This is a genomic window from Enterococcus sp. E4-150, assembly GCF_035726465.1.
GTDB classification, from domain to species: domain Bacteria; phylum Bacillota; class Bacilli; order Lactobacillales; family Enterococcaceae; genus Enterococcus_B; species Enterococcus_B faecium.
On the sequence record NZ_JAPRGK010000003.1, the window covers coordinates 223,061 to 248,689 of the forward strand.

General features: G+C 38.8%; 29 protein-coding genes and 1 other RNA gene. 10 read left to right on the forward strand and 20 right to left on the reverse strand.

What is annotated here, in order from left to right:
• Nucleotides 1–79: 79 nt before the first annotated feature.
• From OZ002_RS04470 to OZ002_RS04500, 7 genes are all read right to left on the reverse strand, one after another.
• The gene (locus OZ002_RS04470; protein WP_325082897.1) at nucleotides 80–1,339 is read right to left on the reverse strand and encodes a cytochrome P450; all 1,260 of its coding nucleotides are present in this window, start codon (nucleotides 1,337–1,339) and stop codon (nucleotides 80–82) included.
• A 170-nt stretch (nucleotides 1,340–1,509) separates the two neighbouring features.
• Nucleotides 1,510–1,956 carry a D-aminoacyl-tRNA deacylase gene (gene dtd / locus OZ002_RS04475; protein ID WP_002289097.1) on the reverse strand — a complete coding sequence of 149 codons (447 nt, stop codon included), beginning with the start codon at nucleotides 1,954–1,956 and terminating at the stop codon, nucleotides 1,510–1,512.
• 10 nt (nucleotides 1,957–1,966) lie between these two features.
• A complete protein-coding gene (locus OZ002_RS04480; protein ID WP_002289096.1) occupies nucleotides 1,967–4,180 on the reverse strand; it encodes a RelA/SpoT family protein in 2,214 nt (737 codons plus the stop codon).
• Nucleotides 4,181–4,412: 232 nt separating this feature from the next.
• Nucleotides 4,413–5,177 carry a 16S rRNA (uracil(1498)-N(3))-methyltransferase gene (locus tag OZ002_RS04485; RefSeq protein ID WP_002289095.1) on the reverse strand — a complete coding sequence of 255 codons (765 nt, stop codon included), beginning with the start codon at nucleotides 5,175–5,177 and terminating at the stop codon, nucleotides 4,413–4,415.
• On the reverse strand, nucleotides 5,178–6,125 hold the full coding sequence (prmA, locus tag OZ002_RS04490; protein ID WP_002301283.1) for a 50S ribosomal protein L11 methyltransferase: 948 nt from the start codon (nucleotides 6,123–6,125) through the stop codon (nucleotides 5,178–5,180).
• Nucleotides 6,126–6,137: 12 nt separating this feature from the next.
• Nucleotides 6,138–6,626, reverse strand: coding sequence for a DUF3013 family protein (locus OZ002_RS04495; protein ID WP_002289091.1), 489 nt, complete (start codon nucleotides 6,624–6,626; stop codon nucleotides 6,138–6,140).
• Nucleotides 6,592–7,263 (reverse strand): DNA-3-methyladenine glycosylase, encoded by a 672-nt coding sequence (locus OZ002_RS04500; RefSeq protein WP_002297596.1) that lies wholly within the window; start codon nucleotides 7,261–7,263, stop codon nucleotides 6,592–6,594. Before OZ002_RS04500 ends, OZ002_RS04495 begins: the two co-directional genes overlap by 35 nt.
• A gap of 137 nt (nucleotides 7,264–7,400) precedes the next feature.
• On the opposite strand from OZ002_RS04500, the gene OZ002_RS04505 reads away from it, so the two are divergent.
• From OZ002_RS04505 to abc-f, 7 genes are all read left to right on the forward strand, one after another.
• Nucleotides 7,401–8,687, forward strand: a complete 1,287-nt coding sequence (locus tag OZ002_RS04505; RefSeq protein ID WP_125179002.1) for a replication-associated recombination protein A — start codon at nucleotides 7,401–7,403, stop codon at nucleotides 8,685–8,687.
• Nucleotides 8,688–8,758: 71 nt separating this feature from the next.
• Nucleotides 8,759–8,953: non-coding RNA, 6S RNA (gene ssrS / locus OZ002_RS04510), on the forward strand.
• A gap of 77 nt (nucleotides 8,954–9,030) precedes the next feature.
• Nucleotides 9,031–9,315, forward strand: a complete 285-nt coding sequence (locus tag OZ002_RS04515; protein ID WP_002293648.1) for a hypothetical protein — start codon at nucleotides 9,031–9,033, stop codon at nucleotides 9,313–9,315.
• 72 nt (nucleotides 9,316–9,387) lie between these two features.
• The gene (locus OZ002_RS04520; RefSeq protein ID WP_002293649.1) at nucleotides 9,388–9,867 is read left to right on the forward strand and encodes a universal stress protein; all 480 of its coding nucleotides are present in this window, start codon (nucleotides 9,388–9,390) and stop codon (nucleotides 9,865–9,867) included.
• 222 nt (nucleotides 9,868–10,089) lie between these two features.
• Nucleotides 10,090–10,233, forward strand: coding sequence for a portal protein (locus OZ002_RS04525; protein WP_002293650.1), 144 nt, complete (start codon nucleotides 10,090–10,092; stop codon nucleotides 10,231–10,233).
• A 344-nt stretch (nucleotides 10,234–10,577) separates the two neighbouring features.
• Nucleotides 10,578–10,706, forward strand: coding sequence for a hypothetical protein (locus OZ002_RS04530; protein ID WP_002293651.1), 129 nt, complete (start codon nucleotides 10,578–10,580; stop codon nucleotides 10,704–10,706).
• A 104-nt stretch (nucleotides 10,707–10,810) separates the two neighbouring features.
• Nucleotides 10,811–12,388: a ribosomal protection-like ABC-F family protein gene (abc-f, locus tag OZ002_RS04535; protein WP_002332212.1), complete on the forward strand. Its 1,578-nt coding sequence runs from the start codon at nucleotides 10,811–10,813 to the stop codon at nucleotides 12,386–12,388.
• A gap of 439 nt (nucleotides 12,389–12,827) precedes the next feature.
• Here the strand turns inward: abc-f and OZ002_RS04540 are convergent, their stop codons facing one another.
• From OZ002_RS04540 to comGA, 9 genes are all read right to left on the reverse strand, one after another.
• Nucleotides 12,828–14,012, reverse strand: a complete 1,185-nt coding sequence (locus OZ002_RS04540; RefSeq protein WP_002286171.1) for an acetate/propionate family kinase — start codon at nucleotides 14,010–14,012, stop codon at nucleotides 12,828–12,830.
• A gap of 24 nt (nucleotides 14,013–14,036) precedes the next feature.
• Nucleotides 14,037–15,044, reverse strand: a complete 1,008-nt coding sequence (locus OZ002_RS04545) for a class I SAM-dependent methyltransferase (protein ID WP_156249267.1) — start codon at nucleotides 15,042–15,044, stop codon at nucleotides 14,037–14,039.
• Between the two features lie 171 nt (nucleotides 15,045–15,215).
• A complete protein-coding gene (gene comGG, locus OZ002_RS04550; RefSeq protein ID WP_002293655.1) occupies nucleotides 15,216–15,575 on the reverse strand; it encodes a competence type IV pilus minor pilin ComGG in 360 nt (119 codons plus the stop codon).
• Entirely contained in the window at nucleotides 15,547–15,972 is a 426-nt protein-coding gene (comGF, locus tag OZ002_RS04555) for a competence type IV pilus minor pilin ComGF (RefSeq protein ID WP_002325315.1), read from the reverse strand. Before comGF ends, comGG begins: the two co-directional genes overlap by 29 nt.
• A complete protein-coding gene (locus tag OZ002_RS04560; protein WP_002286177.1) occupies nucleotides 15,935–16,282 on the reverse strand; it encodes a hypothetical protein in 348 nt (115 codons plus the stop codon). The genes comGF and OZ002_RS04560 overlap by 38 nt, the downstream gene beginning before the upstream one ends.
• A complete protein-coding gene (gene comGD / locus OZ002_RS04565) occupies nucleotides 16,254–16,724 on the reverse strand; it encodes a competence type IV pilus minor pilin ComGD (protein WP_025479117.1) in 471 nt (156 codons plus the stop codon). Before comGD ends, OZ002_RS04560 begins: the two co-directional genes overlap by 29 nt.
• The gene (gene comGC, locus OZ002_RS04570) at nucleotides 16,699–16,977 is read right to left on the reverse strand and encodes a competence type IV pilus major pilin ComGC (RefSeq protein WP_002297583.1); all 279 of its coding nucleotides are present in this window, start codon (nucleotides 16,975–16,977) and stop codon (nucleotides 16,699–16,701) included. The genes comGD and comGC overlap by 26 nt, the downstream gene beginning before the upstream one ends.
• Nucleotides 16,974–18,023, reverse strand: a complete 1,050-nt coding sequence (comGB, locus tag OZ002_RS04575; RefSeq protein ID WP_016628374.1) for a competence type IV pilus assembly protein ComGB — start codon at nucleotides 18,021–18,023, stop codon at nucleotides 16,974–16,976. Before comGB ends, comGC begins: the two co-directional genes overlap by 4 nt.
• The gene (gene comGA, locus OZ002_RS04580; protein ID WP_002293666.1) at nucleotides 17,980–18,909 is read right to left on the reverse strand and encodes a competence type IV pilus ATPase ComGA; all 930 of its coding nucleotides are present in this window, start codon (nucleotides 18,907–18,909) and stop codon (nucleotides 17,980–17,982) included. The genes comGB and comGA overlap by 44 nt, the downstream gene beginning before the upstream one ends.
• A 131-nt stretch (nucleotides 18,910–19,040) precedes the next feature.
• Here comGA and ade point away from each other — a divergent pair, with 131 nt between their 5' ends.
• On the forward strand, nucleotides 19,041–20,795 hold the full coding sequence (ade, locus tag OZ002_RS04585) for an adenine deaminase (protein WP_156249268.1): 1,755 nt from the start codon (nucleotides 19,041–19,043) through the stop codon (nucleotides 20,793–20,795).
• 91 nt (nucleotides 20,796–20,886) lie between these two features.
• Here ade and trmB read toward each other — a convergent pair whose 3' ends face one another.
• The 4 genes from trmB to OZ002_RS04605 form a co-directional block, all read right to left on the reverse strand.
• Nucleotides 20,887–21,555 carry a tRNA (guanosine(46)-N7)-methyltransferase TrmB gene (gene trmB / locus OZ002_RS04590; protein WP_156249269.1) on the reverse strand — a complete coding sequence of 223 codons (669 nt, stop codon included), beginning with the start codon at nucleotides 21,553–21,555 and terminating at the stop codon, nucleotides 20,887–20,889.
• A gap of 69 nt (nucleotides 21,556–21,624) precedes the next feature.
• Nucleotides 21,625–22,407 carry a phosphotransferase family protein gene (locus tag OZ002_RS04595; protein WP_002286194.1) on the reverse strand — a complete coding sequence of 261 codons (783 nt, stop codon included), beginning with the start codon at nucleotides 22,405–22,407 and terminating at the stop codon, nucleotides 21,625–21,627.
• A gap of 203 nt (nucleotides 22,408–22,610) precedes the next feature.
• Nucleotides 22,611–23,822, reverse strand: a complete 1,212-nt coding sequence (locus OZ002_RS04600; protein WP_156249270.1) for an ABC transporter permease — start codon at nucleotides 23,820–23,822, stop codon at nucleotides 22,611–22,613.
• Nucleotides 23,815–24,552 (reverse strand): ABC transporter ATP-binding protein, encoded by a 738-nt coding sequence (locus OZ002_RS04605; RefSeq protein ID WP_002297572.1) that lies wholly within the window; start codon nucleotides 24,550–24,552, stop codon nucleotides 23,815–23,817. Before OZ002_RS04605 ends, OZ002_RS04600 begins: the two co-directional genes overlap by 8 nt.
• Nucleotides 24,553–24,689: 137 nt before the next feature.
• Here OZ002_RS04605 and OZ002_RS04610 point away from each other — a divergent pair, with 137 nt between their 5' ends.
• Both OZ002_RS04610 and OZ002_RS04615 read left to right on the forward strand, forming a co-directional pair.
• The gene (locus OZ002_RS04610; RefSeq protein WP_002297570.1) at nucleotides 24,690–25,124 is read left to right on the forward strand and encodes an HIT family protein; all 435 of its coding nucleotides are present in this window, start codon (nucleotides 24,690–24,692) and stop codon (nucleotides 25,122–25,124) included.
• On the forward strand, nucleotides 25,117–25,461 hold the full coding sequence (locus OZ002_RS04615) for a YtxH domain-containing protein (protein WP_002286203.1): 345 nt from the start codon (nucleotides 25,117–25,119) through the stop codon (nucleotides 25,459–25,461). The genes OZ002_RS04610 and OZ002_RS04615 overlap by 8 nt, the downstream gene beginning before the upstream one ends.
• Nucleotides 25,462–25,629 lie beyond the last annotated feature (168 nt).

Below are 25,629 nucleotides of genomic sequence, written 5' to 3' on the forward strand. Positions count from 1 at the left end.
CTTATCAATTTATAGTAATATGAAAAAAGGAAGATCAGCACTGTTTGATCTTCCTTTTTTTCGATAAGTTTATGCTAATCTAATTCTTGTAAAGTAGCGCTCGGCTATTCGGATAAGTCGGAAACTGATTGAATGGAATCGTCCAATCTTGTTCAGGTACAGAGAACTCAAACTTATTTACTAGCTGATCGGAAAACACACGTAGACTATGAAGAGTGATCCATTCTCCTGCACAGCGATGCATTTGTCGAAAATCTCCCCCGCCTTGTGCAATCATCTCATATTCTTCTTTATAGGAAATATCTTTTGCTTTCCCTACATACCGTTTGATCATAAAGGAATCTGGCGCTTCAACTGTTCGTTCATCATGGTCTGTTCCATATAAATCTAAAATAACCCAACTGCCTTCTGGTATACGATAACCATCTACTTCTACTTCTTTCAGCGAAATCGCAGGTAGCATTGGGAAGAAAGGATAATAGCGTCTCATTTCTTGAATAAACGGATCTTGCAACGTCGAAAAGTCATTTTTTAATTGCTGATACAAATCTGGTCTACTGAAAAGTGCATGTCCCATCAATGCCGCCCACACAGTTAGAGCAACCGTTGGACGGATGATGTTCAATAATTCAACAGCTGCCACTTCCAGAGGTAAAAGCTGACCATCTAAATCTGTGGCATTGGCAAAAGCATATAATGCCACATTTTCTTTTCCAGCCACAGGATTTTGTCGAGCTTCTTCAATCAAGCCTTGCGCCCATTTTTCTGATTTTTTGCGATTTTCGACACCTTTTATGTGATCAATCGGAGAAGTAAACGTTCCGCTGATCATAGAGATTTGATATTCTGCTAATTTTTCGACTTCATCTTTAGAAATCGCTGATAAATTGATACCTGCCCACTCGCAAATAGATGTAAAGAAAACCATCTTACTTAAATCAAATAGTTCAAATTGAACATGCTGTGCTTCAAGTGCTTGTGTCAGATTCTTATCTAAGATACGATGATAATCTTCCATTCTTTCTGGTGTCATTAGATCCATAAAAATATTTTTCCGATGGTGATGAGCAGCTCCATCCAAAGTCTGTACTCCACCTTGACCAAAAAGTGTCTTCAATACTAATTTTGGCATAGCACCTTTTCGTTTGAAATTCCTTGGATCATAAAATACTTTTGCTGCTGATGATCCGTAGATCGTGATAGCTTCTTTATTGAAAATCTTTGCTTTGACGACGGGAGCGTCCGCTTCATGGCGTAACTCCTCCAACATGTTGTATCCTTTTTGATACAATTTTTTTAAATCTGTGATTTTGATATCTACTACTGGTACTTCTTTCATCTTCAGCAACCTCCTATAAAAAATAACTTGTATAATTTAAGCTTAACTTTTTTTCCGACTGCTGACAAAAGAAGCGCTTTTTGCAGACAAAAAAGCCACTTAAGTTAGAGTTTATCAGTCTAACTTAAGCGACGTGTTTCATAGTTTTTACTAGTGAAAACCAGATTACTTTATTTGTTTTTAGAATCAATAATGATCGTTACAGGTCCATCATTGACGAGAGAAACCGACATATCTGCTCCGAATTGTCCGGTAGCGACTGTGATGCCGCGACTTCTGATTCCTTCATTGAATGATTCGTATAAAGGAATAGCTGTTTCTGGTCGTGCGGCTTCCACAAAGCTTGGTCGATTTCCTTTTTTCGTATCCGCAAACAGTGTGAATTGAGAGATACTTAAAATTTGTCCTCCCACATCTTCTACACTAATATTCATTTTTCCTTGTTCATCTTCAAAAATACGCATTTGTGCAATTTTTTTTACCAGATAGTCCACGTCTTTTTGCGTATCGGTTTCATGAATGCCTAATAAAACAAGTAGGCCGTAGCCAATTTTTCCAATTTCTTGCTGATCGACTGACACAGCAGCTTTACTTACCCGTTGAACAACTGCTCTCATATCTGTCCTCCTATCCATTCGTCCGGCGTACACTGTAGACATCAGGTACTGCTTTGATTTTATCCACGATACTCTTTAGGTGGGATAAATTCTGGATACCAACCGTCAAATGGATCGTCGCCATTTTATCTTTATTCGTCCGTGCTTCAACGCTGTTGAGATTTTTCGTTAGCGCATTGACTGTTTGAAGTACATCATTCAATAAGCCTGAACGATTATAGCCGTAAATTTCCAAATCTGCATCATACTCTTTTCGTGTATTCGATGTATCTTCCCATTCGACTTCAATCAAACGTTCTGCTACATTTGGTTTGTCAGGCTGAACATTCGGACAATCTCGACGATGAATGGATATCCCTCTGCCTTTAGTGATATAACCAACGATATCATCACCAGGAATCGGATTACAGCAGCGACTGATACGAATTAGTAAGTTTTCTACCCCTTGAATGACAACGCCACCTTCATGACGTACTTTCATTTTGTCAGGTTCTTTTTTCGGCTGATTCATGATTTCTTCTGCTTCTTGCTTTTGCTGCTCGATTTTTTGTTCTTTACGTTCTTTTTCAGTCAGACGATTGGCCATCGTCAAGGGGCTAACTTCTCCATACCCTACAGCTGCATAGAGATCATCTTCTGTTTGATAATTAAAACGATCGAGTGCTTCTTGCAGTTTGTTCTTCGTCAAAATATCTTTAGGCGTAAATCCTAGATCTGTAATACATTTGACCACGGATTCGTGGCCTTTGATCACATTTTCTTCTCGATCTTGGGCTTTGAAGAAACGTTTGATCTTATTTCTTGCTTTGCTAGTAGCAACTAATTTCAACCAGTCGCGACTTGGGCCAAATGAATTTGGAGAAGTCATGATCTCAATGATATCTCCGTTTTTCAATTTGTAATCAAGCTGCACCATTTTGCCATTTACTTTTGCACCAGTGGTTTTGTTACCGATATCTGTATGGATACTGTATGCAAAGTCCAATGGTCCGGATCCTTTTGGTAACTCAGTAACGTCTCCTTTTGGTGTGAAGACGTAGACTTTATCACTAAAGATATCTCCTTTTACGCCTTCCATAAATTCAGAAGCATCATAGCTTTCGTCTTGAAGTTCGAGTATCTCATGGAACCAGCTTAATTGTTTCGTCATACCATCTGGTTCTACTTTTTCATTTTTTCCTTCTTTATAGGCCCAGTGTGCAGCAACCCCGAATTCAGCGATTTCATGCATTTCCTGTGTTCGGATTTGAATTTCTACCGGATTTCCTGCCGGACCGATCACGGTAGTATGCAAAGATTGGTACATATTAGCTTTTGGCATGGCAATATAATCCTTAAATCTGCCGGGCATTGGTTTCCATTTTGTGTGGATTGCTCCTAATACAGCATAACAATCCTTGATTGAATCTACGATCACTCGAATAGCTAGCAAGTCATAAATTTCGTTGAACTGCTTTTTCTGATCTTTCATTTTACGATAGATTGAATAAATGTGTTTTGGCCGTCCATAGATTTCTGCAAAAATCCCCAGCTCTTCTGTTGCTATTCGAATATCTTCAACAGTACCACTTACGTATTTTTCACGTTCTTCTCTCTTCGTCTGCATCAAGTGGACGATACGGTAATACTGTTTTGGATTTAGATAACGAAGTGCTGTATCTTCTAATTCCCATTTGATCCGGCTGATCCCTAGACGATGTGCAAGAGGCGCATAGATTTCTAAAGTTTCCTGAGCGATCCTTCTTTGCTTATCTTCTCGCAGGTGCTTCAACGTACGCATGTTATGTAGTCTATCAGCTAATTTGACCATGATAACTCGTAAATCTTGAGCCATTGCTAGCAGCATCTTTCGGTGGTTTTCTGCTAGCTGCTCTTCGTGGGATTTATATTTTATTTTCCCTAATTTGGTTACGCCGTCCACTAGCATAGCAACGTCATCGCCAAATTCTTCTCTCAGATCTTCTAAAGTGATTTCTGTATCTTCAACAACATCATGTAAGAAGCCTGTAGCCACTGTATGGGGATCCATTTTTAAATCTGCTAATATACCTGCGACTTGGATAGGATGAATAATGTAGGGTTCGCCTGATTTTCTAAACTGTCCGTCATGTGCAGCAGTCGCGTATTCGCATGCTTTCTCAACAAATGCTACATGTTCGGGACCCATGTATTGACTAACGAGCTTTATGACACCGGGTCCCGTTAAAATTTCTTCTTTTGTCACAGGAATCGATCCCCCTTTCTTTTTTCGGTAAAACGGGAATCGGGACAAATATCTGTTTGATAATTGTCCCAAAATCCGTGCAGTTATACGTTTTTTTACGGAAATGTTCGCTTTTTAAAAGCTTTTTCAAACGATTTTTCGTATCCATTGTATAAATAATTGTTTCTATTATACAAATTGTTGACTATTTTTTCAATTCTTTCCGTCGATACTCTTTTATTAATGAAGAACGTTAGCTGAAAGAAGGATTCATTAATTCCCATTGATAGCTAGCAGCACTTAATAAATAAAGAGGTGCTGTTTCTGTACGAAGGATTCTTGGTCCTAATCCACAAAGTATCCCTTTGTGTTCTACAAAATAATCGACTTCATCGCGGGATAATCCACCTTCTGGTCCAAAGACAGCTAAGATTCGACTATCTGGTTTTGTTTCACTAAGAATTTTGGCTGCATTTGATTTTTCGCCTTGCTTTGCTGATTCCTCATAAGCAACCAAGACCACGTCATAATCATCTAGCCGCTCAAATAAATCTTGTTTCGTTTCCAATAACTCTACTGATGGCACGATCTGCCGATGGGATTGTTCCGCTGCCTCTTGAGCAATCTTTTCAAGCCGTTGTTGTCGTTTCATACGTTTTTTTGCATCCCATTTAACGACAGAGGCTGATGCCGGGAAACCAAGAAAAGCTTGCGCTCCTAATTCAGTGGATTTCTGAACGATCCAATCCAGCTTTTCCCCTTTAGGATAGCCACTCGCTATGGTAATCGAACTTGGCAGTTCCTTTTGATTTTCTTCTTTTTTAATTTCTTTCAGATAAACAGCCTCTTCAGTAATCTCCGTGATTTCTGCAACAATGGCTATTTGATCATTGAATGCCAAAAAAACTTCATCCTCGGGTTCCATCCTCATAACCCGTACAATGTGGTGATAGTTTTCCCCTTCTAAAACAAAATAGTCTTTTGATTCATATGATTCTTTTAAAAAATACCGCTGCATCTATTCCACCTCTGGTTTTTTCAAAATAATTGCATACCAGTCTTTTTGCTGGAAAATTTGATCCACGATAAACCCTTGTTCTAACATGGCATCCAGAACTATTTGCTTCTTCTCTTCAATGATTCCTGAAACGATCAACGTGCCTGTTTGCTTCAGTAAACGCCAAGCATCTGGGATCATCAATAAGATGATATCTGCTAAAATGTTCGCAACGATTACATCACTTTCAATCTCGATTCCTGTCAAAAGATCGTTAGCTGATACATGGACATCTTTGGCTATTTCATTCATATCCATATTTTCTTTCGCCGAACGAACGGCTACTTCGTCTAAATCAAAGGCATAGACATCTTTTGCACCAAGGTATTTTGCTGCAATACTTAGCACGCCCGACCCAGTTCCCACATCTAGCAATGTTTCACCACCACGCAAGACTGTTTCTAGTGCTGTCAATGTCAAGGAAGTCGTGGGATGAGTGCCTGTGCCAAATGCCATACCAGGATCTAGTGTGATAATTTTTTCTAGAGGATCTTCTGTCTGGTAGTTTTCCCAGCTTGGCGCAACCGTCAGCATTCGCGTAATACGCACCGGATGATAGTATTTCTTCCAGGCTGTTGCCCAGTTGCTTTCCTCTACTTCACTAACTGTTACTTTATTTTTTCCAATAGCTAGACCAAACTCAGGTAATTGTGTGATACGATCTTTGATAAAAGGCAAGATTTCCGGTAAGAAAGTCGTTTCCGGAAAATAAGCCATGACTAGTGCGCCTTCTTTCAGCGATGTAAAATCATTTTTATCTAAAATCTCACCATATTGATCCGACTGAAAATGTTCAACATCTAAAGAATCTTCAATCGCGACACCACTCGCCCCTGCCTCCATCAAAATATTAGCAACTGCTTCGACTGCTTCACTTTCAGTTTCTACTTTTACTTCATTCCATTTCATATCTGTCACTCCTTAATAACTTGGGTACGGTAAATAAGTATCTGCTTCATTTTGCTGTTTTACTTCTACTAATTCTGCTAGTTGCTGATTATCCCAGTGAAGCTCGAATACAGCTTCGTCATCGTCTTCATCCAAAAAATCAAGCAAATCGCTTTGCCCTTGAGCTAATACTTCATTTAGATATTCCACTAAAGAATCAGCTACTGATTTTGCCAACCCTTTTTTTCCTTCATAAGGGATTACTGCTAGATAATTCCGTTCATCAAAAACAGATTTCTGAGGATTAAAAAGAAGTACGCCGTCTTCAAATTCGATAATTGGTTCTTGCGAAACGATCCCTTCTGCATCATCAATCTCAAATTGTGCTTTATTTTCTGCAAACAAGCGAACAACGATCTCGATCGTATGATTTTTTGTATCCCAATCTAAAGCTACATCATAGTCTGTCACTTGTTTTTCAATTATTTCATCTAAGTATGTTAATAGATCCTTCTTTTTCATTTTCTTTCCTCCAACCCCAATCTTTCTCGATTTGGTTTTTTCTTTGTAAAGAGATATAAGGATTTCCCGACACAACAAAACGCAACGGCTTTTCTGTCCATACACCTTTGTTTGGGATACCGATTCTAGGCAAAGCATTGATCTTTTTTGGTGTCTTTTTTTTCTCAAAAACTAAGCGTAACGAACTATCTGCTATAGACTGACCGTAAAGTTCTTGAGGAATTGCTAATGCTTCCACTAATTTTCCCGGACCGTTGCTGATATCTGGACCAGTTTTTCCGCCACGATTTTTACTCATTTGATCAATCATTGCGGCGGGTTCGATTGCACGTATCATTACTCCTTGAGGAATCCCTTCTGGCTGAGTAATGATGTTCAAAATCCGATGAGTATGCATCGTGTAAAGGTAGATCGTACCTGGTTTTTCATACATTGCCCGCACACGCGGTGTTCTTCTTAAACCATAGCTATGGGCAGCCTCGTCTTCTGGACCTAGGTATGCTTCCGCGTCTACAATATATCCAGCTAATCTTCCTTCTGGTGTGTCATGCTCCAAATACATCCCCAATAAATCCCGTGCCACTTCTGGCGTCGTTTTATTCCAAAAAAATTCATCTATCTTTTGTTTATCCGTCATTTTTCTCACCTACTTTATCATACACAATATTAGTTGGATAAGCTATGAAAACAAAACAACAGAAGGCTGTTCTTTCTAGGCATCTTGCTAAATATGATATAATTAAGGGACGTAAAAACAAGAAGGAGGAAAATCCTATGCAACAGCCATTGGCTTATCGCATGAGACCTCGAACGATCGATGAAGTCGTTGGTCAGCAGCATCTAGTCGGGGAAGGAAAAATCATACGCCGCATGGTCGATGCTCGCATGCTCTCTTCCATGATTCTATATGGACCTCCTGGTACTGGAAAAACGAGTATCGCAAGTGCGATCGCCGGCTCTACTAACTATGCATTTCGCATGCTAAACGCCGCTACAGATTCAAAAAAGGATCTACAAGTTGTAGCGGAAGAAGCAAAAATGAGTGGTACAGTGATCCTCTTATTGGATGAAGTACACCGATTAGATAAAACAAAACAGGATTTTCTGCTTCCTCATTTAGAAAGTGGCCGAATCATCTTGATCGGAGCGACTACTGAGAATCCTTATATTACCATCAATCCAGCGATCCGCAGCCGTACACAGATCTTTGAAGTCAAACCATTAACAGAACAAGACATCCAGTTGGCAGTCGAACATGCTTTAAGGGATAAAGAACGCGGCCTTGGACAACAAGCAATCCAGTTAGACGAAGATGCTCTTCTTCACCTTTCGCGTGCAACGAACGGCGATTTGCGGAGTGCATTGAATGGGCTGGAACTGGCTACACTATCGACTCCTTCAGATAAAGAAGGAAGGATTCATCTTACACTGTCGATCATTGAAGAATGTGTCCAAAGAAAAGCTCTTACCCATGACAAAAATGGAGATGCTCATTATGACGTTATTTCGGCTTTTCAAAAATCGATTCGTGGAAGTGATGTGGATGCTGCACTTCATTATCTCGCCCGTTTAGTTGAGGCAGGTGATCTGGTAAGTATTTGCCGGCGTCTGATGGTTATCGGTTATGAAGATATAGGTTTAGGTAATCCTGCTGCTGCGGCTCGTACAGTGAACGCTGTATTAGCTGCTGAAAAATTGGGATTGCCTGAGGCACGTATCCCACTAGCAGACGTCGTCGTCGATCTTTGCTTGTCGCCAAAATCCAATTCTGCCTACATGGCATTAGATGCAGCACTTGCTGATATTCGAGAGGGCAAAGCTGGAGATGTTCCTGATCATTTGAGAGATAGCCATTACAAAGGTGCGAAATCCCTCAACCGTGGCGTGGGTTATCAGTATCCTCATCATTTTGATCAGGCTTGGGTCAATCAGCAATATTTACCAGATAAACTGAAGAATGCTCAGTATTATCAGCCAAAAGATACAGGGAAATATGAACAGGCTCTGGGTCAACAGTATTACCGTATAAAAGAGTGGAAAAAGCATCCTCCAAAAAACTAGACAAGAAAACGGTTCTGTTTCTGCGAGCTCTCTCATTGCTCTTTTTAAATTCATATGCTACTATAGAGGTGGGAAATCTGTGATGTTCGAATTGTCCTCTTTGTGTGTTGACCGAACATTTTTATTGATATCTTGGGACCCGTCTTGTGTCACTGCTGGTAACATGCCTTATCATTTGGTAGTTCGAAGCTACGACCATGGGACCCACCTGCTTGAATTCGCGGGATCAATACTACAGGACAAACAACGGCATTAACGGAGATTACCATCTTTTAAAGAATAAAGCAATTTGCTCTTGGCAAATTGCTTTTTCTATTTGTTGCTTATTTTGGAGGATTTGTTCATGATTAGGATTTTAATGATTATCGCCACTTTAGTATTATTATTCGTTAGCTATTATTTATTTAATAAACAGGATATCTTTTTTGTATTGATCAACAAAAATGATAAAAATCAAGGATTCCTACAATTTTACGGAGCTGCATATGCTGTTTTAGGCGTAATGGGTATTTTAACAGCTTTTTTCAATCAACGCTTTATTGCCTTGGTCTTTTTACTGATCGTAATTATTGTTTCTGCCACCTTCAGTATCCGATTTGCAAAAAAAATTGCTGAACCAAAGCAGTAAATAATTCTCTTTTTCCCTAAAGTGTTCTACAATAAAAGAGTACAATACGATTGACTTGAGGAGTGAATGCTTATGTTACAACAATACAAAAAAATCATGGTTGCCGTAGATGGTTCTGATGAAGCTGAATTAGCTTTTAAAAAGGCGGTCAATGTAGCTATCCGAAATAACGGAGAACTTCTATTAGCACATGTCATTGACACACGTTCTTTCCAAACCGTTTCATCCTTTGATGGAATGCTTGCAGAACAAGCTACTGAAATGGCAAAGCAAACATTGGCAGATTATGAAAGCAATGCGAAGAAAGCTGGCTTGAATAATGTAACCTCTGTCGTAGAATATGGCTCACCAAAACAAATTATTGCCAGAGAAATCCCAGAAGATAATCAAGTAGATTTGATTATGTTAGGAGCCACAGGATTGAATGCTGTAGAACGTTTATTTATTGGTTCTGTTTCTGAATATGTTATTAGAAACGCAGCTTGCGATGTGCTTGTTGTCCGAACTGATTTAGAAAACCAATTGCCAGCTAAAGACCACACCAAAGCTTAACACGTAGACGACCTGCCAACTATCGGCAGGTTTTTTTGCACAAAAAACCGTGATAAAAACAAAAGACGCGGCAAGCACTCATCGGTCTTTATAATGTTTAAAATAAAGGGAAAACAGTCAATGAGTTCAAGTAAAATAAAAAAAAGTGAACACCAGGGCGATTAGTCGCCCTGGTGTGGTTTAAAACGACCTAAGCATGCCAAAGCTTATTGGTTCGTCAATGTGGAAGTTTCCGATGAATCTGATACGAAAAAATATGAAGTATCGATGGCGGATACCGATTTTATCGCCAAACTAAAATTTTATTTCGGGTTCGGGTACCGCGAGAAGGCAAGTGCTACATTCGGTAAATCATTCAAGAATTGATGAAAGGCTACCGCTTGCCATTGCAACCACAACGATACTCCTGAACGCGATGTTGGTGAGATTTCCAAAGAGAAGAGCTGTTTAATGCAACGGTATTAAGCAAATGGCAAAAGGAAGTCATGTAGACAAAATTTTTTATCAAACACCATATGATTTCGCCTGAACGCTGGTTTAGCTCAGAATACAATGATGTGGTCCACGAGACATTACCCTCAGTCAGATAAAAAAAGCTCTCTGACAGAATTACACATCGATAAATATTAAGTAAATGTCAGCGCTAGTTGAACTTTCTGACACATTCAGGTACACTGGAAAAGACAACTACACGAAGGAGGGAAAATACTATGATGCGCATGACTAAAATAACAAGTAATGAAAATTACCAACGATACCATATCGCATTTAGCCATGCAATTGGTTTTACAGTTGCTGTTGACGGGACAAGTTTGTCCAAAACAGTTGAATTCACGTAAAATCAATGGCCATCTCAAGGTATTTTTCTCATGATAATCTGAGTTTAAATAACACAGGCCATGGATAACCATGGCCTTTTTGAGTGGTCTCAAGGAGAGAGATCATGATCATACAAGCAATTTCTATTAAAAAAACAATCGGCGGGAATCCATTATTTGAGGATTTATCCTGTCAAATTGAAGCTGGTGAAAAAATTGCCTTAGTCGGTATCAACGGAACTGGCAAATCAACCTTTTTACAAATCTTGACCGGCAGAGAAGGTGTCGACAGCGGTGTTATCAGTCGCAAAAAAGGCTTAAAGATCGGGACGGTCGAACAAGAACTTACAGTTTCCGAAGCAACCGTCAACCACTACTTGCTCCATTCTGCCGCTGAGATACAGGACCTCAAACAGCAAATGAGTCGCTACGAAGCATTGATGACAGAACCAGATACAAACTTAGAGAAGTGTCTGACCCGTTACGGTGAGCTGCAGCATCGCTTTGAAGAACTAGGCGGTTACGTATTAGAAGACCGGATTGCAGCGATCTTGCAAGGCTTAGGGATTCCACACCGTCAGGAAGCACGGTTAACAGAACTTAGCGGAGGCGAACGAGTTAAAGTCGCTTTAGCCAAAATTTTAGCAGCCGATGCCGATTTACTTTTACTCGATGAACCGACCAATCATTTAGATCTTAACAGTATTCGCTGGTTGGAAAACTATTTACAGAATACAAAAAAATCGGTTCTGGTCGTTTCTCATGATCGGCAATTTCTCGATCAAGTCACCACAAAAACATGGGAACTGGAAGAAGGTGCATTGATTGAGTATCCCGGAAACTACAGCCGTTTTCGAGTCTTGAAAGAAGCTCGCTTGGCTGAGCTGACAAAAAATTACGAACTGCAGCAAAAAGAAGTCCAGCGGTTGAAAGTCATGATTCGACGTTTTCGTCAGTGGGCACATGAAGGAGACAATGAGTCCTTCTTCAAAAAAGCCAAAGAACTGGAACGCCGCCTGGCGAAACTGACACTCGTCAAACCGCCAGCTCCCCCGAAAAATCGGCTGCAAAGCTTGTCTAATGGTGGAAAATCTGGCAAAGAAGTTTTCATCATTCAAAACTTGCACCAGCAGTACGCTGATCAAGTACTATTCAAAGACAGCAGTTTTGCAGTCTATCGTGGAGATCATTTAGCCATCATCGGCGACAATGGTGCAGGAAAATCAACCTTACTCAAATTATTACTCGGTGAGGAAAAGCCTTACGGTGGCACCATCAAATTAGGTAGTAGCTTGCAAATCGGTTATTTGCCGCAGCAGCTGCAGTTTGCCGATCCCGATAGCCGTTTGCTGGCTTACGCCATCACATTGACTGGAAACGAAGAAGTCGCTCGACGGCAATTAGCCAAAAGTGGCTTTTATCAAAGCGATGTGGGTAAACGGATCAAAGATTTATCCGGTGGTGAAAAAATCCGTTTGGCGTTGCTGAAACTCTTTTTAGAAAAAATCAACGTCCTGATTTTGGATGAACCAACCAATCACCTCGACAGCTATGCTCGAGAAGAAATTGAAGAAATGCTGCAAGACTATCAAGGAACGCTCCTAGCAGTCAGCCATGATCGCTACTTTTTGCAGCAACACTTCCAAGAAGCACTCGTTATTGAGCAGGAGCAGATCAGCCGCCAGCCGCTCGGCCAACTTTGACTAGGACGCTTTTTCGCAACAAAAAACTTGATTTTCATACCTGTGCTTTCACGATTCAGTCAAAGCACAGGTGGAAAATCAAGTTTTTATTATTCGATCAATAAATGTTTCGGATCGATTTTCTAGCTAAACATAAAGCGAAGAATAAAGTCGACAGCCCACGAGGCTGATCTAAAAATGTTTTTTCTTTTTACATATGTAATGTCCCTTATAAAGATGAATGAAAATAAAATATTGGGATTTTCCTGAAAATCAATAAATAAAATGCCAGTCTTTTCCCTTTTGACCACTTTTCCAAGCAAAATTCCCTAAGAAGATCCTGTAAAAAAGAAGGGAAATTGAAGTTAAATTACCATTTTGCGGTCTTCTCCGCAAAAAAACACATGCAAGAATTCCCTCTTGCATGCGTTTCATCTTTTATCCTAACGAATGCTTTGGCTTAGCCGCGCAGACGCTCCACGTCACGGGCAATCATTAGTTCCTCATCTGTTGGGATCACTAATACTCTTACTTTTGATTCTTTTGTAGAGATATCTACTTCTTCACCACGCAATTCATTCAACGCTGGATCGATTTCACAACCAAACCAAGACATACCTTTGATGATTTCACTACGTACATGTCCGTCATTCTCGCCGATACCAGCAGTAAAGACAATTGCATCAACACCATTCATCGTTGTCACATAACCGCCGATGTATTTTCGGATGCGGTCCACGAAAATATCATAAGCTAAACGAATATGTTCTTTTTCATAGTTCTTTTCAAGATCACGCATATCACTAGACAATCCTGTTAGGCCTAGCAGACCAGATTTCTTGTTCAAAACATTGATCATTTCATCAATATCAATCTCTAATTTTTCCATTAAATATGGGAGAACAGCTGGATCGATATCACCTGAACGTGTACCCATTGTCACCCCAGCTAATGGTGTGAATCCCATAGAAGTATCCATGGATTTACCTCCATCGACTGCTGTGATCGATACACCATTTCCTAAGTGGCAAGTGATGATTTTTAGTTCTTCGATCGGTTTGTTCAATAATTTTGCCGCACGTTCCGACACATAACGATGACTTGTGCCATGGAAGCCATATTTTCTTACTTTGAAATCTTCATAATAAGACACCGGTAAGCTATATAAATAATTTTGCTTTGGCATTGTTGAGTGGAAAGATGTATCGAATACAGCCACACTCAAAATGTCAGGTAAAATCTTTTTAAACGCTTTGATCCCCATTAAGTTTGCAGGATTATGCAAAGGAGCAAATTCTGCTAATTCAGCAATGCGGTCCATTACTTTCTCATCGATCACTACTGAATCCCCATAAGTTTCTCCTCCGTGAACAACACGGTGCCCTACTCCGGTGATTTCATCATAAGAGCTTAAAATTTGCAGTTCAATCAACTGATCTAACAGCATTTTTACTGCTACTTCGTGGTTTTCGATATCCATGATTTGTTCGAATTTTTGATTATCGCCGTACTTGATGGTAAAAATAGAATCTTGTAAACCGATACGTTCGACGATCCCCTTCGCAACTACGGTTTCTTCTGGCATTTGATATAATTGCCATTTCAAACTTGAACTCCCAGCATTGATTGCAATTGTTTTAGACATATGACTCTCCTTCTCGTTGAATGATTACAGAGCAGATGATTTCCAGTTTTTAAACTCGTTGAAAAATTCCGTCACCTTCTCTGGTTCTTTTAATGAAGCAAGTTTCACAAGCAAGACTTCTTTTACTTGTTGTGCTTGTGGTCCTTTTTTCTGTAAGATCAAAATACTTTTTTGCGATTGTTTATTACGGAACAATTCATCTGGCAATTGAATCATTCCTTGAAGATAGCCTTCTTCTTTAAACCATTTTTTGATTTCTTCACTTTGATCCGTTTCTAAAAATTCACTCGGCATCAAAAACAAACCAAAACCATCCGGCTTCACATATTTCATTGATTGCTCTAGCAATAAATGATGTGCATAACTATGGCCTTCTTCGGTACTTGTTAAAAACTCTTTTGCTTTTTCGTCATTCGGATAATAACCGATTGGCAAATCGCTGATTGCAAAATCGACAGGATCTATTAATAAATCCTGCAACCCGTCTTGATGAAAGTATTGAACATTTGCTTGTGTCAAATCACTTGTAGAAGCTGCGACAGCCAACAATGTATCATCAATATCCACACCAATTCCTTCTGTTTGGTACCCCGCATTCGATAGGTTTAAAAGAACTGTTAATAACAAGTTGCCCATTCCTGCCGCAATATCCAGAATCTTAACCGGTGCTTTTTTATTTGTGTATAGTTGTTCAATAAGAAAAACAAATAAAAAACCGATACTATCAGGAGTGAGTTGATGGTTCGCCTGCAAATGTTCTGTCTGGCTGCCCTTCAATAAAAGTAATTGAGACAGTCTGCGCCATTCTTCTGGCTCGAAAGAAAGTTTCTTCAACTCTTCATAAAGAGCTGTGATCCGTTGCGTTGTCTCTTTTGTCGGCACTCCATCCACCACACGTACTTGATAATCATCTATTAAATTTTCTGCATTTTCGACATAGGCTTCTAAAAAGGAAGTTCCCAATGCATTCTGTAAAAGCTGAATAGCTTCCAGGTTTTGATTAAACCCTTGTTCCATTTTTTCTGGTAACATGGTGCACCTCATTTCTAGATATATTATAACAATTTTTTCACCTGTTTAATTCTATCGAACAATTGACAAAATTTCAATCGTTTTCACTGTTTTTTATTTGTGAAACGGCAAACATTTTTTTATTAAAAACAGTGTTATAACAGAAAAGAGGGCGTTTTCACGAACATTCCATCATTCTGTACTAGTATCTGTATCATTTTTTACTTCTTCTGTGAACCGAAAGATAAACGGTGAGACTTCCACCTCTAAGAATAGGGACTGTTGTACCCACTGGTATGTTACAGATCCAGTTGTGTAGTAAAAAACTCCTTCCGAACTTTCGGCAAGCGTAGACTGTTCCGATAAAGCCATCTGCTTCATTATTTTTGCTATATAATAATTTTTGATTCGTATATTAAGATCCATTGACAAACGGTAGCTTTCTAATGCTGCCATCAATAAAAACGTACATAAAAGAAATAAAAGCAAGACAGAAAATAAAATAGAGCCCTTATAACATTTTCTACTGATCGTTTTTTGTCCATATGGCATATCCATCTTCTCCATTTTCAAAGTGTACATAAAAAGAAATTGTGTGTTCTTTTTCCAATAATTGAAGCTCAGTGATACTTGTTAACATAGGTTGATGTCCGCCGGAAGTTCTTCTTTTACGTATCATTGCCTGATATCTTTCGATGATATACTGTTTATCCTCGATCGTGTAGTGCAGTTGCTGATTTTTCACAGAGACATTGTGACTGCTCTTGAGTTCTTCTTCTAATTGTGCTAAAAATATTAGCCACTCTTTTTGATCTTTACGCTGCAAAAATTCACTTACTTGGATGGTTTGCTGAATCAAAAGATTGAATGTGAGCAATAGACTGCTCAATATCATCAGTCCAATTAGACATTCAATCAGCGTAAATGCTGGAATTACTTGTTTTTTCAATACTGATCGCTTCTTTCTCCATATTGACAAACACTTTTTCGATTACTCCATTATTATCGACAATTTGGATATCGTATGGGATCATTTCTTCCCTTCGCTCTGGTCTTTTGTGATACATCCGCTGCGTCTTGATATCTTCATAAATCATTCGAATAAATAGCAGTTCCTCCCCACTTTTCTTTTCTGCCTGAAGCAAAAACAGCTGGCCAAAGCTCACTAAGTAGACACAGACAGAAGCGATCATAAGCGCTGTAAGGGACTCCAACAAAACAAATCCTGTTTTATTCAATTCTTTTTGTATAGCGACCACTCCCTATCTGGAATTGATACGTAATCGTCCGCTCTTTTTCTTCCCAATAAAATTGATAAGCTTTTAGTGAACTTTCATTCCCGGTTCTAGCAGCAAAAGTAATAGAAGCATGGCGTTTCAAGGTAATCTCATCAGGAATATCTAATACTTCCCAATTTATTTTATCTGGATTCGGAACATGAAAAATGATTTGATTCTCTTCACTATTCCAATAAAAGCCTGTTTGGATCTGATTCACAATAGCGATTTTTTGCGTAGAATAGATTCGTTTTTCAAATTGGCTGAAAAATTGATAGACTGCCAATTCATTCTTCCATGCAGAAAATGCGAGAACTGGAAAAGAAAGGATCGTTGTAAGTAATAAAATCAGTAAGAGTGATTCAAACAACGTATATCCTGATGCTAAAACCTTACCTTCAAGGCCGCTGATAGATTTCTGCATGTTCTCGTTTGATATAGCCTTCATTCAACAATTCCTCCACAGTAGGAACTCTTCCATTATTTTGAAGCGCATAGAGCTCTTTTTGTGTGTCTACCAACTGGATGATCGCTTCACGACTTTCTTGGTCTACATGATTCCTATAACGCGACAAATTAGGGACGAACAACAACACTAATACACTGATGATCAGTAAGACGATTAGCATTTCGATTAATGTAAAACCGCTATAATAAGATATTTTTTTCTTTTTCATGGCAAAACCTCCTCTATGCTTCCGTAAACAGGTAATAAAACAGCGGCATAAACTAATAAAATCAAAGCCGCTACGCCCAAAAAAATGATTGGCTGAATAAATTGCATCCAGTGATGAAGACGTTTGAAAAGCTGTTTTCTTGTCCATTCACTGTAAAAAATCAGTTCTTTACCTAAACTTCCCTTTGCCTCTCCCTGTAAAACAATTTTACTGAATTCTTCTGATAGAAAACGATAATTCTGGAACTGCTCAGCCAATGACATACCTGCCTCCAATCCTTGAATCAACTTAGAGGCAAGATGCTGAATCAGACTTTCTTGTTTCGTTTCCTTTAAGCAGACTATGATTTGCCTTAATTCGAAACCTTCATGAAAAAGCTTTCCAATCTCTAGTGACAAATAAGCCGATTGATACAAGGAATATATCGGTCCAATCAATAATTGTCTGCTTATCCATTCACTCTGATCAACAGGAGACAACTTCATCAGACGATACCTTACTAGTAAAGCCAATAGAGTAACCGCTAGGATGAATAGTAGAACATACCAATGAAAGACTTGTATCAGCTGAATCCCCCAATGCTCTTGCATGACCATTCCTGAACCAATAAGCTGAGGCAAAACGAACAACCGCATACTAAACAAGATACCTAGCAAAAAGGTGAGCAATAGCATCGGATATGCAAGCAGCTTTTTCAAATCATTGCGAAATCCTTCAACAAGCCGAAACTGTTTGGCAATTTCCAACAAAGTTGTCGGCAGATTCCCATGACGTTCAGCTAACTCGATCTGTACCAGTTGCTCTGCTCCATATCCTATTTGCGAAAGTACCTCACTAAACGCTTGCCCTTCCTTTAGCTGATGTTGGATGTTTGCCAAAATAACAGGTGGAAACGAACGGATCGTGAGTAATAAATAAAGGGATTCTTGCAGACTAAAACCAGATAAAAGCAGTTCTCCCATGGTTTGTGCAAACTGGTTTTGCTGGCTTCTTGTTAATCCTTTAGAATAGTTCTGACTGCCAAATATTTTCCTGAGCTTCTTCATAACTTTCCTCCCATGATTTTTTTACTGATTCTTCCTCCATAAATTGATAACTCCATAAAACAGAAGGATGGTGATTGGCATCTTCCAAAAGTTCTTGATAAATGACACCAGCTAAACATTCAGATAGCTCTTCTTTTTTCTTTGTCAGTTCATGGATTCTGACCAATGTACCTTCAAGATTGCGTGCATGTACGGTTGCAAAAACCCGGTGCCCTGTTAGTGCTGCTCTTACCGCAGCATGTGCAGTTGATTCATCTCTTATCTCGCCAATGATTAGCAAGTCTGGACGATGCCGTAATGCGAGTTTCAAAAGTGTATCATAAGTCTGTGCTATTTTCGGATTGATCTGTAGCTGCAGAAAAAACGGTTCTTCTATCTCTACAGGATCTTCGATAGTAATCACTTGCAATTTTTCTTCCAAAGCCAACCGATACATTAGAGAAGTCTTGCCTGATCCGACTGGTCCGCTGAAAAGGTATAATCCACGTCTGACGGTTTTCTGTAAAATAGTTGCAAAATCTCGAGAACTAAAGCAACGATGGGGTGTTTCAAAAGTACCGTATAATAGCCGAATCACTAAACTCTCTCGTTGAAGGTAATCTCCTACAGAAGACAACCGCAGACGAACTTCCTGTTTTTCTAAAGAATAAGTAAATGCACCTAACTGAGCTTTTCTTTTTTCTCCGATATCCATCTGTCCCAAATACTTAAATCTTGAGATCAGTTGCTGTCCATCTGCCGAAGAGACTTTCTTCCAGAATGTTCGTTTTTTTCCATAGCGAAAATAGATGTAAAATACTTCTGAAGCTGGCAATATATATACGTCTTGGGCATGTTTGGCAAAACTTTCACTTATCATTTGATCCGATAATCGTTTTATTTCCATTATTCTCCCCTCCACAAAAAACATACGTCTTTTTGATCTTTTTGTTTCAAATAAAATGAATTTACAAAAAAATATTGGCAAAAGCCGAATTTATGTTATACTTATAAAAATTTATCTTGGGAGGCACTCCATTGGAAACAACATTAAGGAAATATATCGAAGTAGCAAGTAAAAAAAAGCCTGCTGACCTAGTGATCAAGCATGCTAAGATCATCAACGTCTTTACGAAAGAAATCATGGAAAAAGATGTAGCAATCTGCGAAGGAATGATCGTAGGAATCGGTGAATACGAAGGAAAAAGCGTACATAATGCTAATGGGCAATATCTAGTGCCAGGATTCATCGATGGCCATGTGCATATCGAAAGCTCACTTTTATCACCAAGCGAATTTTCAAAAGTATCCTTGCTTCATGGAGTTACTACTGTAGTGACAGATCCCCATGAAATAGGAAACATTGCTGGGAGTACAGGTCTTGAGTTTATGATAGAAGATGCAAGACAAACACTCATGAATATCTTTTTTATGCTACCTTCTTGTGTACCTGTAACCCCTTTTGAGACCAATGGTGCAAATTTAAATGCAAAAAAATTAGCCCCTTTTTTACAAAAACCCGAAGTTTTAGGCTTAGCTGAAGTCATGAACTATCAAGCAGTAGCAAATAATGAAGCAGACATCCTAGAAAAGATCCAATTGATGCACCAGCATAAGAAAAAAATTGACGGGCATGCAGCTGGTATCGGCATGGAAGAGTTAAATGTTTATCCTGCAGCAGGTATTCGGACGGATCATGAAGCTACAACTGCAAAAGAAGCTAAAGAACGTTTGGATCTTGGTATGTATTTAATGGTTCGAGAAGGGACTGTTGCAAAAGATCTGGCATCGCTACTACCGGCGATCACACCTGAAAACTCAAGAAGATGCTTCTTTGTCACCGATGATAAACTGATCAATGATTTAGTAAAAGAAGGATCAATCGATCATATCGTCCGTCAAGCTATTGCACTTGGAATCGATCCATTACAAGCCATTCAGATGGCAACATTGAATGCAGCAGAATGTTTTGATTTGAAAACACTAGGTGCGATTGCCCCTGGGTATCAAGCTGATTTCTTCTTAACAGACGATCTTACCAAGCTACCAATTCATGAAGTTTTCTATAAGGGAACATTAGTTGTTCAATCTGGGCAACTCCAAGACCATTTATTTGCTGATCATTCAAATTCATATACGTGTTGTCTGCCAAAACTAAACGCTCAACCATTAAATCCACATTCGTTAGAGCTGCTTCTTTCTTCTTCACAAGCCCATGTGATCGAAATTATCCCGAATAGTCTAGTGACTAAAGATTTGGTAGAAAAAGTGGACCGACAAGGCGAACGATTCATTCCTTCAATCGAAAAAGACCAATTAAAGATTGCGGTGATCGAGCGTCACCATCAAACGGGAAACATTGGATTAGGCATAGTGAAAGGATTTCAGCTGAAACAAGGAGCGATAGCGACAACGATTGCCCATGACTCGCATAATCTAGTTGTCGTTGGGACAAACGACGAGGATATGCTGTATGCTGCTAATCTTTTGATTCAAAAAGGTGGCGGGATGACCGTTGTCAACAAACAGCAGGAAATAGCTTGTGTTTCTCTTCCTATAGGCGGAATCATGACACAGGAACCTTTTTCGATCGTCTATGAACAGTTGAATGAATTAATAACTAAAGCACATCAACTAGGAGCAGCTAAAACCTTTGATCCTTTTTTGACACTTTCTTTCTTAACATTATCTGTCATACCCGAATTGAAGATCACCGACAAAGGATTATTTTCATTTTCTCGCTTCCAATTGATTCCACCTTGTGGAAAAACCGATGAAATAAATACATTTTAAATCAAATAAATCCCAGAAAATACATTACATCTGTAATGTTCATTTTCTGGGATTTATTTATGGATATTAATGTTTTTATGAAAGCAGAAAGTTAGTTTCGCAGATTTTTCTTTTTGGTCTTATCTTGAAATTGAGCTTCTACTCGATAAATACGTTGACCTTTTGAAGAAAATTTTTCTTCATACTCCGTCATAATATTGCCTTCAAATTGACTTTGATGTAAATCTAACCATACCTGTTTGAGGATCATGCCATATTGAGAAAAACTTGCCAGAGAATACTCAAACAATCCTTGATTATCTGTTTTGAAATGGATTTCTCCATTTGGACGAAGAATCTGTTCATCTACAGCAAGAAAAGTCTTATATGTCAATCGCCGTTTTTCATGACGTTTTTTTGGCCATGGATCGGAAAAATTCAGATAGATTTGATCTACTTCGCTGTCAGCGAAATACTCTGTCAACGCTGATCCATCCACATGTAGAAGTTTCAGGTTAGGAAGCGGTTGTTCGATCAACTTGTCTAGTGCAATCGAAACAACACTGACCTGCATTTCTACTCCAATATAATTGATTTCAGGATGGGCTTTTGCCATTCCAGTGATGAACTGGCCTTTCCCCATACCAATCTCAATGTGGATTGGATGATCGTTTTCAAACAATTCATTCCATTTTCCCTTCCACAATGTTGGATCACTAATTACAAAATTCGGGTGAGCCGCTAACATTTCCGCTGCTCCCGGACGATTTCGGACACGCATTATTTATCTCCATTCCTTTCCTCTAATTAAAAAGGTCTGGCCAAATCTCCGCAGAGTTTGGGCCAAACCTCAGCCACTGAAAATTCGTTTTAATTGTAAAATTTCTTCGTTCATCCGTCGATGATCTTCACGTTTGCAATATCTGGTGATTTCTTGGAGCAAATTCATGGCCGCATACCAATGAAATTTTTCAAGCATTTCGTCAGTCGGGCGTATGCCATAACTGATCAGCCACTGATTCCAGCTAGACAGTGGCACATAATTTCCTAAAATCGTTGCAATATCCACCGCAGGGTCTGCAAACATGATTGAATCCCAATCGACTAGATATAAATAATTTTTACATACTAACCAATTACGATGGTTTACATCTCCGTGTACTACTGATAAGTTTTCCTTATCTATTGACGGGATCTGCTCACGAAGAAAACGATGGACAATTTGCAGAAATTGATTTTTCTGGAGTTCTTCCGGTAATTCTTTTTCATATTTTTGCAGCATCTTCTCCGGCGTCATGACACGACCACCGATACGGGTCAGCATGGTTTTAAGAGAATTTGAATGATGTAAATGGTACAAAACATCAATCACGTCGTTTCTTTGACCAATCTCATTAGGAGTCAGCAAGCGACCTTCCAGCCACTCTTGTGCTGTCAAAGTATCGCCATTCCCCGTTCGTTTTGTCCAAACAAGTTTTGGTGTAATTCCTTCCCTTGAAAGAGCAGCCAACATCGGAGTTGTGTTTCGTTTAATAAAGACTTTGTCCTCATCACGCATGCCTATGTATGTTTTTCCTGTGTCGCCTTTGATGGGACGTAACCGCCACTCTTGGTCTAACTGAAACTCCATCATGCATTCTCCCGTCCTCTTACTCTTTGTTTTGCAGTACTTATTATTCTAGTCGCCTGAACACTACACGTCAAGCACATATACGTTCTTTTTCATTTAATTGCCATTCAAAAAACCAGCTTTTCTCAAAAAAAATAGAACGAACAGCATTCTTACTGTCAACGCTCTATTTTTCATTCTCATTTTTACCCTACACAGCTTTGTTTTCAGTCTGACATCTTCTTCAAACGAGTTGGTACATATAGTTTAACAAAGAGCATAGTAACAATCAAATAAGCCGCTAGCGGAACCCATCGCTGCTGCCCATCTAATACGACTGCAGCAATCAAACCAAAAATAACCGACGCGATAATTAATACCCATGTGAGTAGATACTGAATCGCCTGCTTCTTCTGATTCTTATGGATTGGATAAAGCTGAACGAGAACCATATAGCGGAACTTGTTCGCTAAAGGTAACAGTTGGAAACCGATCAAATATAAAAATAAGAAACCGATAATCAGACTAAAATAAAAGTCGACTACTCCGGCAATCAATAACCCACCTATAATTACTAATCGGAAATAAAGACCACTAAAATCAGAACCTCTTGCCAATCTTCTTGCAAACAAGTAAAGATAAGTGTTTTTTGATTCTCTTTTAATATGAGTCAATATAGGATCCAAATAGCGTCTTCTTTTGATCTTTGCCGTAATTTCAGGAACATCTGTGAATAAATTGATAAATTGATAGATCTGATGCAACCTATGTTCTTCTACATGCACCATTTTCTCCCAATCCAATCCTTTTTCTTGTTGCTTCCACAAAAACCAGTAATATAGACTTGCCTGTACTAATGCACCTGCTATTCCTGCCCATATCAGCCAATAAAATGATAGAAACAAAAAGATCAGAGAAGAAAAAAACCAGCCTAATTTCCAATAACGAATAACTTGTTGATCTAGTCGAAACAATTCTGCTCTCTTGATTTGCAGATGACTGAATTTCAAACTCCATAATATGATCAGATAGACGAAAAACATCGAAAAGGATTGCTCCGTACTAACCACCACTAATGGCATGGCCAATCCGCATGCCAATATCAAAAAGATCAACGGAAAAATGCAAGAATAGCGAAAAGCTCGTTCCAAATAGGTTTGCATTTCTTTTTCTTTAGGAAGTAAAAAAACAATATCTGCTGCCTCTGCAAAAGTAGCCATCTTACCCACGAATAAACAGAGCATCCAAAATACAGAGATTATGAGCCCTCCAATTGCAAACGGTGGCTGCAGGGTTTTCAACCAATTAGAATAATATAATCCCACACCGCCAATCAAGAAAAGACAAACTAAAACAAAATGATCGTTCAATACATAACGCATATATTTCATCATTTTCTTTTGATGTCTTGCTAAACGTTTTTGAAAAAAACTACTCATGTGCCTGCTCCTTTGTTAAAGCAATGTAGATTTCGTCCAAAGAAGAATCCGGCAGCTGAAATTCTTTTCTCAACATCTCAAGAGAACCGTCTGCTCGTATCTCTCCGTTATGTAAGACCACAAAACGATCACAATATTTTTCTGCAGTAGCTAAAATATGCGTAGACATCAAAATACCGGCTCCTTCTTTTTTCATTTCTACCATCAATTCAAGCAATGCATTGATAGCTAGTGGATCCAAGCCTAAAAATGGTTCGTCGATGATATATAAAGAAGGCTCGATCAAAAAGGCGCATAAGATCATCACTTTCTGTTTCATTCCCTTTGAAAAATTAGCTGGGAACCAGTCAAGACGATTAGATAACCGAAAAGTCTCCAACAACTTTTCTGCTCTTTTCATTGCTGTATCCATAGGTATATCGTAGGCCATCGCAGTGACTTCGATATGTTCTCTCAATGTCAATTCTTCATATAAAGAAGGAGTCTCTGGAATATACCCAATTTGTTTGCGATATTCTTCCGTATTTTTCTTTAAGGATAGATGATTGATTTCTATCGTTCCTTTTGAAGCTTCCAGCAGACCGATAATGTGCTTGATGGTCGTACTTTTCCCTGCTCCGTTCAGTCCAATCAACCCTACTATCTCTCCAGGCTGTACATCGAAACTGATATCTTTTAACACAGGGAGATGTCCGTACCCCCCTGTGACATGATCGATAATTAAACTCATTCTTTTTCCTCCGCCATTTATTTTTATTTATTATACCACGAAGAAAATGACGGTATTTTGTTTTTTTCCTTACAATAGCTTTAACTTATGGTAAAGTTAAGCTGAAGTATTTATTCTTTATAGAAAGGATGTTTTATATGGAAAACTGTATTTTTTGCAAAATCATCAATCAAGAAATCCCAAGCTATAAAATATATGAAGACGACAAGGTCTATGCTTTTTTAGACATCTCTCAAGCAACGAAAGGACACACATTAGTTGTGCCTAAACGTCATGTAGCAGATATTTTTGAATATGATCCCGAACTTGCAGGAGAGGTTTTTTCGCGTGTGCCTAAGATTGCTCAAGCATTGGAAAAAGCTTTTCCAGAAATGAAAGGTCTTAATATCTTGAATAACAACCGTGAACTAGCCTATCAATCTGTTTTTCATTCACATATCCATTTAGTCCCTCGCTACAGCAAAGAGGATGATTTTTCTATTCACTTTGGCAATCATCAAGATAGTTATGGATCGGAAGAACTAAAAGCTATTCAAGAAACAATCGTAAAGCAGGTGTCCTGCGATGATTAAAAACTTTTTCAAAGGACTGTTATTTGGAGCTGCTGCTGGCACTGTCGGAGGTCTATTATTGGCGCCCAGGAGCGGGAATGAAACAAGAAAGAAACTGATCGAAGAATTGGAAGAAGCAACAACTCTGACAAATGATTTAAATAACAGCCTGAATCATTTTAAAAGCGCATTGATCGAAACAAAAGAAACAGCTGAATCTGTGATTCCTGCTTTCCAAGAAGCAATCAAAAAAGATATCGAAGATTTTAAATTCCAAGCCGAACCACGTATCACACAAATCAATGAACAAGTAGAAAAACTAAAAGCTGATCTGCCAGAGTATCCTGAACAAATATAATAATGATTATTTTCTCAACAGATTTAACTATATAAGTGAGAAAAGTTTGCGTATTTCCTAGGAATGTGATGAAATTTTGAATTTTGTTTGAAACTACCACGACAACGTTTTTAAAGGAAATGGGATATGGTATAGTTAATATATAAAAATAATAACTAATTACAGGAG